The organism is Kitasatospora sp. NPDC059146 (genome assembly GCF_042786665.1).
Lineage (GTDB): Bacteria > Actinomycetota > Actinomycetes > Streptomycetales > Streptomycetaceae > Kitasatospora.
In genome coordinates this window covers 38,498-48,235 of sequence record NZ_JBHZCY010000030.1, presented here as the reverse complement: position 1 = coordinate 48,235, position 9,738 = coordinate 38,498, and the positions used below count along the sequence as shown (strand labels likewise).

General features: G+C 68.5%; 6 protein-coding genes. 3 read left to right on the top strand and 3 right to left on the bottom strand.

The features are described from left to right. Positions 1-379: 379 nt before the first annotated feature. The 3 genes from ACFXPX_RS15940 to ACFXPX_RS15930 are packed head-to-tail and all read right to left on the bottom strand — an operon-like array spanning position 380 to position 3,258. On the bottom strand, positions 380-2,152 hold the full coding sequence (locus ACFXPX_RS15940; protein ID WP_380589831.1) for a trypsin-like serine protease: 1,773 nt from the start codon (positions 2,150-2,152) through the stop codon (positions 380-382). Positions 2,153-2,198: 46 nt separating this feature from the next. Further along, positions 2,199-2,720 carry a hypothetical protein gene (locus ACFXPX_RS15935; protein ID WP_380589834.1) on the bottom strand — a complete coding sequence of 174 codons (522 nt, stop codon included), beginning with the start codon at positions 2,718-2,720 and terminating at the stop codon, positions 2,199-2,201. 43 nt (positions 2,721-2,763) lie between these two features. After that, on the bottom strand, positions 2,764-3,258 hold the full coding sequence (locus ACFXPX_RS15930; protein WP_380589836.1) for a hypothetical protein: 495 nt from the start codon (positions 3,256-3,258) through the stop codon (positions 2,764-2,766). A gap of 418 nt (positions 3,259-3,676) precedes the next feature. On the opposite strand from ACFXPX_RS15930, the gene ACFXPX_RS15925 reads away from it, so the two are divergent. From ACFXPX_RS15925 to ACFXPX_RS15915, 3 genes are all read left to right on the top strand, one after another. Beyond that, entirely contained in the window at positions 3,677-7,939 is a 4,263-nt protein-coding gene (locus ACFXPX_RS15925) for a polymorphic toxin-type HINT domain-containing protein (protein ID WP_380641669.1), read from the top strand. Further along, positions 7,918-8,421: an Imm1 family immunity protein gene (locus ACFXPX_RS15920; protein WP_380589841.1), complete on the top strand. Its 504-nt coding sequence runs from the start codon at positions 7,918-7,920 to the stop codon at positions 8,419-8,421. The genes ACFXPX_RS15925 and ACFXPX_RS15920 overlap by 22 nt, the downstream gene beginning before the upstream one ends. Positions 8,422-8,608: 187 nt before the next feature. Beyond that, the gene (locus ACFXPX_RS15915) at positions 8,609-9,502 is read left to right on the top strand and encodes a hypothetical protein (protein ID WP_380641667.1); all 894 of its coding nucleotides are present in this window, start codon (positions 8,609-8,611) and stop codon (positions 9,500-9,502) included. Positions 9,503-9,738 lie beyond the last annotated feature (236 nt).

The following is a 9,738-nucleotide window of genomic DNA, read 5'->3' as shown; positions in this document are numbered from 1 at the left end:
CGGAGCGGCGAGGAGCGGGGTCAGCACGCCGGTGACCACGGCGACTGCGACCGTGTTCGTGCGCCAGGAGCGGGGCGAAGGCTGGTGAGACATTGCTTGGAATTCCCGTCAGATGAATGGGGATTGAAAAGGCGGGTCAGGCGGTGACGTGCCGGTCGGGGCCCAGTAGCCCAGGCCCTCGCCACCGCGCCCATCCGTCCGCGGCCGGGGCGGCCAGCGGCCCGGCACCGAGTTGGACCGGCGAGGCGGCGAAGCAGCGGGAGTAGGACCGCTCCTGGGGCGGGGCGGGCGAGTTCGCCTGGCCCCTGTTCTGGAGACCGTCTCCGATGGCGTCCTTGCCCGCCGGGTCACGGGCGGGCAAGGACGGGTGTCGAGGTTGTTACGGGAGCTTGGTCCAGGGGCTCCAAGCGGAGGTGCCGGTGGTGTACCAGGCGTGGTAGACCTGCTGGTCGTCTCCGACGGCGATGGTCTCGACGGTGTTCTTGTCGGCGTGGTAGAGCGTGGTGGGAACGGTGGCGAACTTGCCGGGGGCCACAGGCGCGACGGGGGTCCAGGAACTCCAGCCGGTGGAGCCGGTGGTGTACCAGGCGTGCTTGATCTGCCGGTTGTCGTCGAGTGCGACGACCTCGATAGTGTTCTTGTCGGCCTGGTAGACGCTGCTGAGCGCGGTGAAGGTGCCGGCGGCGATGGGCTGGAAGTTGCTCCAGGTCCAGGTCGCATCGCTGTACCAGGCGTGCTTGATCTGCCGGTTGTCGTCGAGTGCGACGACCTCGATGGTCTTCTTGTCGGCCTGGTAGACGCTGCTGAGCGCGATGTACCGGCCGGGGGCCAGGAGCCGCCACGGGGTCCAGCCGGTGGCGCCGGTGGTGTAGTAGGACTGGTAGATCTGCCCGTCGTCGCCGATGGCGTAGATCTGGCTGGTGCGGCGGTCGCCGACGTACTGGGCGTTCAGCGTGGTGAACTTGCCGGGCGCTACCAGGCTCCAGCCGCTCCAGGAGGTCTCGCCGGTGGTGTACCAGGCATGCTTGATCTGCTGGTCGTCACCGAGCGCGATGACCTCGATGGTGTTCTTGTCGGCGTGGTAGACGGCCTGCAGGGGGCCGATGACCTTGCCGGGGGTGAGGAGCTGCCAGTCGGCCCAGGTGTTCGAGCCGGGGGTGTGCCAGGAGTGGTAGACCTGCTGGTCGGTGCCGATCGCGAAGACCTCGGTGGCGTTCTTGTCGGCGTGGTAGACGGCGGTGGGGCCGCTGACGAACTCGCGGGGGGCCAGGAGCTGCCACGGGCTCCAACCCGTGCTGCCGGACTTGAAGGACGACCCGTAGATCTGCCGGTCGCTTCTGAGCTGGAAGACCTCGGAGGTCTGGGCCGCCGGCTCGTAGACCGTGGCCGTGCGGTTGTCCGGCGTCAGGGTGAGGATCTGCTGGATCCATCCGGCGATGTCGTCGACGCGCGTGCTGTAGGCCCCGGTGCGGGTCTCGGAGGCGGGGACCCCGAGGCAGCCGCCCTGCCAGGAACGCGAGGCCACCGCGACGAGTTCGGCCTTGCCGTTGGCCTCGCGGATGGTGGGGGCGCCGGTGTCTCCCTTGCAGACCGCGGCGCCCCCGGTGCCGGTGATACCGATCCCGCCCGTGCTCACCGTGTCCAGGGTGAAGGCGTTGGTGTGGGGCTTGTCCGGCACCCACTCGTCCTTGGTGCGCCCGTAGCCGTTCACCCGCACGCTCTGCCCGGCGGTGGGCGTGGTGGTGGCGATGGGGAGCGGGGTGATGCCGGTGACCGGGGTGGCCAGGCGGGCCATGACGAGGTCGCGGTCCTGGCGGGGCGCCAGCTCGGCGACGTCGACGCTCTTGCCGGCGATGGCCGCGGTGGTCTTCCACTTCGGCGCCCCGGCCGCGAGCGCCTGGGGCTGGGCGGGGTCGTCGGCGAAGCAGGACGCGGCGGTGAGCACCCAGTACCGGTCCACGAGGGCCCCCGTGCAGGCACGCACGTTGTCACCGATGGCGAGCCGGGCGGTGTAGGCATAGGAGCCGTCGGCCGCCGAGGCTCCGGCCACGGCGCTGGCCGGAGCGGCGAGGAGCGGGGTCAGCACGCCGGTGACCACGGCGACTGCGACCGTGTTCGTGCGCCAGGAGCGGGGCGAAGGCTGGTGAGACATTGATTGGAATTCCTGTCGGAGGGGAAGACTCGGGGGCTTGGGGGCGTCAGCCGGTGACGGTCAGCTCGACGACGTTGGTCGGGGCGCTGCCGAGGCCCTCGCCGACGCCCTTGAAGCCGTCCTTGGGGACATCGAGGGTCTGTGAGGCGGTCCCGGCGGTGAGGGCGACCCGGACGGCACGGCCGCTGGTCTGGACCCCGAACACGTCGGGCAGCTGCAAGACAAGCGATCCCGTCGCGCCGGTGGCGGTGAAGCAGATCTTGTTGTCCGGGTTGCCCGGAGCGCGGGTCCAGACCTGGATCTGGCTGGGCTTGGCGCAGTCGCTGAGCAGGATGTGCCCGTCGCCGCGCACCAGCTTGACGCGGGTGATGGAAGCGGCGGCGGGGTAGCTGAAGTCCTCGACGGCCGAGGGCGCGGTGGAGTTGTCGGAAGGTGGCGGCGTGGTGTCGGCCGCCGCGAATACGGTCGCGCCGACGAGAGTTGCGGCAGCGGCGACGGCGATGGCTGGCCACCGGCGCAGTGCCGCATGGCCCGTCTTTCGCGCCTTGGCGAGGGGGGTGTGGATCACGTGGGCTCCATGGGGAAGGGTGAGCGGGGCTCTCTGGCGGGGGTCAGCCGATGACGCGCAGTTCGAGGAGCGCGGCGGGTTTGCCGGTGCCGGTACCGCTGCCGATTCCGACGCTGGCGCCGCCAGAGCCCTTGGCGACGTCGATGGTCTGGGAGACGCCCTCGCTGGTGAGCTTGGCGCTGACCGCGTAGTCGTCCGTCCGGATCCGGATCACGTTCGGTACCTCCATGGTGAGGTAGCCGGTGTTGGTGGTTGCGCGGAAGCAGATCTGGTTGCCGCTCTCGTTGGGCAGGTCCATGCTCAATATCTTGATCTGATCGTCGACGGCGCAGTCCGACAGCAGGATGTGGCCGTCGCCGCGCAGCAGCTTGACGTTGCTGAACGGGGCCGAACCCGGGTAGCTGAAGTCTTCCACCACCGGGGGCGCGGCCGAGTTGTCCGCTGGAGTGGTTCCGGCGGAAGCGAGTGCGGTGGCGCCGAGCGTCGCCGCCAGGGCGACGGCACCGGCGGCAACCCGCCAGCACACAGGGTTTGCCATAACTATCCCTCTCTTTTGATCACAGATTGCCTGACGTGGCGAATGTAAAAGATCTTGATGAGCTGGCCTACCTTGCCCATCAGTCATCACTCCTGATGATTCGTCAGAAAATCATTGGGCGGCAGATTGGAGCCCAACCCCCCTTTGAATCTCGGGCTGAATCCGCCCCATCGAACCAGAAGGACCAAGAGTGCTACAACCGCGAACCTGTGGCTACCAGGATGAATGTCATGATTTATGTGGAACAATCCACCTGCCGGAGCCTCAGCCGGCCTCCAACTACGTCTCATGAACGGCAGGATGATTGCTCTCTGCATACCTTGAGAAGGCTGGTCAGCATGCTTACTGTTGTGGCGTAATATCTGGGTAAACTCCCCGTCGCGGCCGAGACTCGGCCGACGTTGAAGGGGAGGTTTTGGTGTACCACTCGATATCCCGCTCACGCCGGGGCGGGAGGCGGGACAGACCGCTGCTGGGCAGGCTTTTCCTGAGCCTGCTGCCGATCGCCATGGTGACCGGCCTGCTGGGAACCGGGCTGCCCGATGCCGTCGCCGCTGAACAGGTCGGCGAACAGGTCCAGCTGAGTGACCGTGAACGAGTGCTCCGGGCCTGGCTCAAGGGCGGCCCCAGTGTCCACACGCTCGCCGAGGTCGCGCTCGCCGGCGACGACCGGGACGTGAAGCGGTTCCTGGAGAACGACCTTGCCGGAGCGGAGCACGCCGACGACCTGCTCGCGGCCACCCAGATCGCTAGTCTCGGAGGACCTAAGGTCCGCGACGCCGCGGGCAAGGCCATCGACGGCTCCGCGGCCGAGCTGAAGACCTTTCTGCAGAGCGGCTGGCAGCAGGCGCTGGCCGCAGACCAGCGCCTCTGGACGACCCGGATCATCGACCCCGCCACCGGGACAGGCCGCGGACTGCAAGCCGCCGGTGACGCCGCCCTGCGGGGCTCCACCGACGACGTCCAACAGTTTCTGACGGAGGGGCAGTTTAAGGCCAAGGACACGGACGACCGGGTCAAACTCGTCCAGGTCCTCAGCGCCGGCGGCGCCAACACCCAGGCGGCAGCCAGGGTCGCGCTCAACGGCACGATCGAGGACGTCCGGGAGTTTCTCAAGGTCGGCCAGTACATCGCACAGAGCCGCGACCAGGAACGCGCCAGCATCGCACAGCTGGCCCAGCAGGCGAAGGACGCCGGGGCGCAGGCTGCTCAGGAAACCTCAGCGGCGATCGAGGCCAAGGACAAGGCGGTCTACAACTCGCAGAGGGCAAAGGAGGACGCTGCCCGAGCGGTGGCCGAGACTCAGGCTGCGGGCAGTGACACGGCCAAGGCCACGGCTGCCGCGAACAACGCGGCAACGGCTGCGGAGCGGGCGGGTGATGCGGCGAAAACGGCGATCACGGCCGCGCGCGCGGCCAATGCCTCCGCCCGCGCCACAGCCTACGCAGCCTCGAACGCGGCCGCCGCCGCAGCCGGGGCCCAGCGGGCCGCTGCCAGGGCCCGAACGGCCGCTTCCGCCGCCGCCGGTGATGCAAGCAAGGCCCACGAGGCCCGAGTGGCCGCCGATGAGGCGGACGCGGCGGCAAAGCTTGCGGTGGATGCGAAGGCAACGCTCGTCGAGGTGAAGAGGGCCGCCTCGAACAGCAAGGATGCGGCCGGAGCCGCCACCAGCGCCAGGGGCAACGCGGACGCTGCGGCCGGTTCCGCCTCCCAGGCCGGTGCCTACGCGGACAGCGCCGGCGGCCAGTCTGCGAAGGCCAAGCGCGCCGCGGAGGCGACCCGCCGTCAGGCCGCGGAAGCAGGTCGTGCCGCCACCGCCTCACAGAAGCTGGCCGGCGAAGCCGCTGGCCAGGCTGAGGCAGCGATGACCTTGCTGACCTCAGCCGCCACGCACGCCTCCGCAGCGGCCCAGGCAGCCCGGGATGCCGCCGACCGGGCCGGACAAAGTTCCAACGCTGCCCAGGAGTCGACCGACCACGCCAACGCGGCCTCCGGCTTCGCCACGGACGCACAGGCCGCGGTCGACAAGGCCGGCGACGTACAGGAGCTGGCCCGCCGTACGGAGGCCGAGGACCTGACCAACCGCACCGCGACCGCTGTCGAGACCGCCCGCAAGGCCAGCGCCGACGAGGCGGACAAACAAGCGGAGACCGACAAGGCCCGCCAGGAGGTCAAGAAGGCCAGAACCGAGGCAGACCGTCTCGCGCAGGCCGTCAGCCAGCCCGGTACCACCCCGCAACAGGTCGCCACCGACGGCCGTAAACTCGCCCTCCTGTCCCGCAAGATCTCCGGGACCTGGGGATCCGAGGCGGCCGAAGCAGCCCTGACCGGCCCCGACACCGCGGTCTTCTCTTACCTGAAGACGGGACGACGGGCGGGTGAAGAACACGACGCCCGCGAGCGCGCTACACAGATCTACACGGACTCCGAGAACCAGGCCGTCCGGGCCGCCGCCTACACCGCGCTCCAGGGCGACACTGCAACGATCGAAGCCTTCCTCTCCGCCGGTCAGTACGAGGCCGCCGCGCCCAACAACCGGCTGACCATCACCCGCCTCATCGACAAGGCGGGCCCCGCTGTCAGGGCCGCCGGCGACGCCGCCCTGCGGACCAACACCCCCGCAGCGCTGCGCGACTTCCTCGACAAGGGCCTCGCCGACGCCCAGGCGGCGGACGACCGACTCACTACCACCCGGCTCGCCGACGCCCCAACCACTCAACCCGAGCTCAAGGCTGCCGCACGAACTGCGCTTGAGGCCCCCGTCCTCCAACTGCGCGCCTTCGTTGCCGAAGAGCAGTACACCGCCCAGCGCAAGGACCAGCTGACCGCCGTCCACGTCGCGGACGTCACCGCTCTCATCGCCCAGGCCACCGCGGCCGCCGCCACCGCGCAGAAGAACGCCGCGGAAGCCCAGCGCGTCGCGGCCATCGCCCGCGGGGCAGCCAACGAAGCCGCCGGTTTCGCCAACACCGCCCAGCAGTCCGCCAACACAGCGGCCGACCACGTCACCAAGGCCCAAACCGCCGTCGAAGCGGCCCAGACCAGCGCTACCAACGCCGCCCAGTCCGCCAAGAGCGCGAACACGGCCCAGGCCTCCGCCAAGCGGGACGCGGCCAGTGCCGTGAACTCGTCCAGGCGTGCCGCCCAGTCGGCGTCACTGGCGAAGTGGGCGGCGGCGAACGCCTACGAATCGGCCCGAGAAGCCCGCGCTTCCGCAATGGCCGCCGGCAAGGACGCCAGAGCAGCCCAGGACGCCGCCGACGACGCCCACGCCAACTACGAGGACAAACTCGCCGCGGAGGAGAAGGCCAGGCTCGCAAAGCTCGAAGAGGACCGTCAGAAGGCGGAAGAACTCCGCAAACTGCACGACAAGACACAGCAAGCCGCAGACGAACTGGCAGCCAAGCAGAAGCAGGACCAGGTAGCGGCGATCGAGGAGGAGATCAAGAAGCAGAAGGAGGACAACGACAGCCTCAATGCCCTCTACCACATCTTCTCCGAGAGCGTCCACCTCACCCTCGACATCATCGGAGGCGCCGGCGGAATGATTGCCCCCGGCCTCGCCGACATCGCCGACCTCATCAACTGCGCCTACTACGCGGTCGAAGGCCGTACCGCCGAAGCCATCACCTCTTGCATCGGCGCGATCCCGTTCATCGGTGACGGTGTTGCCGTCGCCAAGTTCGGCCAGTGGGCGAAGAAGTTCGGGAACTATGGCGACAAGGCCGCCGAGTTCATCAAGAAGCTGGTCACCCGAGTTCCCACGTCGTGCCCGACGATTCCCAACAGCTTCCCCGCCGGCACCCGGGTCCTCATGGGCGACGGCAGCAGCAAGTCCATCGAAGAGGTCAGACTCGGAGACAAGGTCCTTGCCACCGACCCGGTCACGGGCGACACGTCGCCTGAAACAGTCGAGCGGCTCATCCACTCCCCGGACGACCGCGATTTCACCGACCTGACCATTGCCGGCGAGACCAAGAGCGGCAGCCTGACCGCAACCGACCGGCATCCCTTCTGGGCCGAGAACAAACACGACTGGGTCGAAGCCGCCGACCTCGCCGCCGGCGACCGGCTGCGAACCCCTACCGGATCTACGGCGACGGTCTCGGAAGTCCGACACAGGACCGATCTGCAGGCTGCCTACAACCTGACGGTCGAAGAACTCCACACGTACTACGTCCTGGCCGACGAAACACCTGTACTCGTCCACAACGACAACTGTTTCGATCCCCTGGTTCAGGCCGCGAAGTCCAAGCTTCCGGAACGGAAGGACGGGCAATGGACAACGGGCTTTGCCAGAGGCGATGGCGGAAACAGGAACGGGTATAACCTGCAAAGCGGTATCGACAATGTGGATGATAAAAGGTTTGCCGACTGGGTGAATGCGAAGCTCAAGGAGGGAGGAGTCCCTTTGGGTAATGCCACCTCCGTGCGTGCCACAGACGTGGAGCAGAAGTTTGTGGCCAGGATGTACGAAGAAAACATCACGATGGCGGAACTTGCTATTAATCACAAGGGAGGCCCTTGTGACGATGCCCTGCTAGGGTGTGATGCGGTGCTTGACTATCTGTTGGGAGACAAGGACCTGCTGGTGCACTGGCCCGATCCGAAGTGCCCAGACGGCTGGCGGAGCAGGGCGTACGGAAAGAACAAGGCGACGTGGAAGCAGACATGCCAGTAGAGGGCATTAAGTCAAACTACAAGGTAATCCCTGTTGCGGGGGATGCAAAGAGCATTCAGGCCAGATACAGGAAGGGGCACGGAAAGAATCCAGTCGTTATCACCAGCCTGGATGAGGTGGATGCGTTCATCGACGATCTACTGGATGGCGAATCCGACTACAACACCCTTGCCGAGGTGTACTCGCAGGATCGGGAGGTGACAGCTTTGGGGTTCCCCGATCATCAGCTCATGGTCTGCGCAAGCAAGAGCCTCGGGCTCGGGCTCGTCTCTTACATGGATGCGAACGGAAACTTTACCTCCCTGGGATCACCGGAAACCCGAACCAAACCCACATACCACTTCGTGTGGAATACGACCCAGTTCGCCGACCATTCAGAGATTCCAATCCCTCTCCTGCGCCAAGCGGTGAAGGAGTTCCTCATCTCGGGCGGGAGGCAGCCGACCTGCCTCGAATGGCAGCCCGAGACCTTCGGAGCATAGACACCCGAAACTGATCCCCGAAGAAGCGGCTTAGCCGTCCGATCCGGCCTCCGCCCCGAACGGGCGGGGGCCGATCACCTCCGCCCCCGAAGGAACCCGACACCCGAGGCAGGCACCGAGCCGCCGAATCGACCGTCGAACGTATCGAACGTCGCCTCGCCCCTCACTTCTACCGCGCGCGTGCCGAGTGGCTGCGCCCCACCAGGAGGTGGTCACGGCGCTGGCGGGCCTCGGCGACGAGCGGGCCCTGCCCGGCCTGCTGACGGCGCTCGACACCGGCGTCGACGACTGGCGGGCCGTGCGGGCCGCCGGGCACCTGCCCCAGGCCGCCGGGGAGCTGCTGCCGAGGCTGACCCGTCGTCTGGCCGACGCGGACTTCTCCTCGCCCTGGGGGTCCGCGACCGGGCTGATGGGCGCTCTCGGCCGGCTCGGCGACCCGGCGGCCGTGCTCGCTCTCGTCACGGCCCTCAGCACGGCAGTCGAGCAGGAGCAGTGCCGCACCGCCGCCGCGGCCCTCCGCGTGCTCGGCGCCTTCGGCAGCGGTGCCGCACCCGCGCTGGGGGCGGTCCGCCCGCTCACCGACGCCGACGACCCGCAGCTGCGCTTCGCGGCGGTGACGGCCCTGTGGCACATCGAGGGTGACCCCGCCGATGCCGTGCCGCAGCGGACCGCTCTGGTCGACACCGACAGCCACCAGGCCGCGGACGCCCTCGGCCGGATCGGGGCGTCGGCCGCAGCGGCCCTGCCCCGCCTGCGGCAGCTGCTGGACGCCGGACATGCCTGGACCCGCACGCACGCCGCCGCCGCGATCCACGACATCGCCGGCCCGGCCGAAGCCGCCGTCGTCCTGCCCGTGCTGCTGCGGGGGTGGGAGAGCAACGACTCGACCGCCCGCCACGTCCTGGAGTGCCTGCAGCGGATGGGCCCCGCCGCCGCGCCCGCCCTGCCCCGGGTCCGCGCCGAACTCGCCCTCACCCGCCGCAGCGGCGGCTTCTGCGACGGCATCGAGTACGACGAGGCACTGCTGCGTGCCTGCCGGGCCGTCATCAGGCAGCCCGCCGGCCCCGGCACGCGCACGTAGCCCGGAACGGTTCCAGCTAGACGAGTAGAACCCCAGCTCGCCCGCGAGCGGCCCGGCCTGCTGATCCTCGCCGACAAGGGCTACGTCTCCGCCGAACTCGACCGCTTCCTCGACCAGTACGGCATCGGGCTGCTGCGGCCCTCCTACCGCGACCGGACTCCCGTCCTGGCGAGGGCCTGCCGAAGTCCGTCCGTCAGCTGATCGAGTCCGTCCACGACACCCTCAAGGGCCGGCTC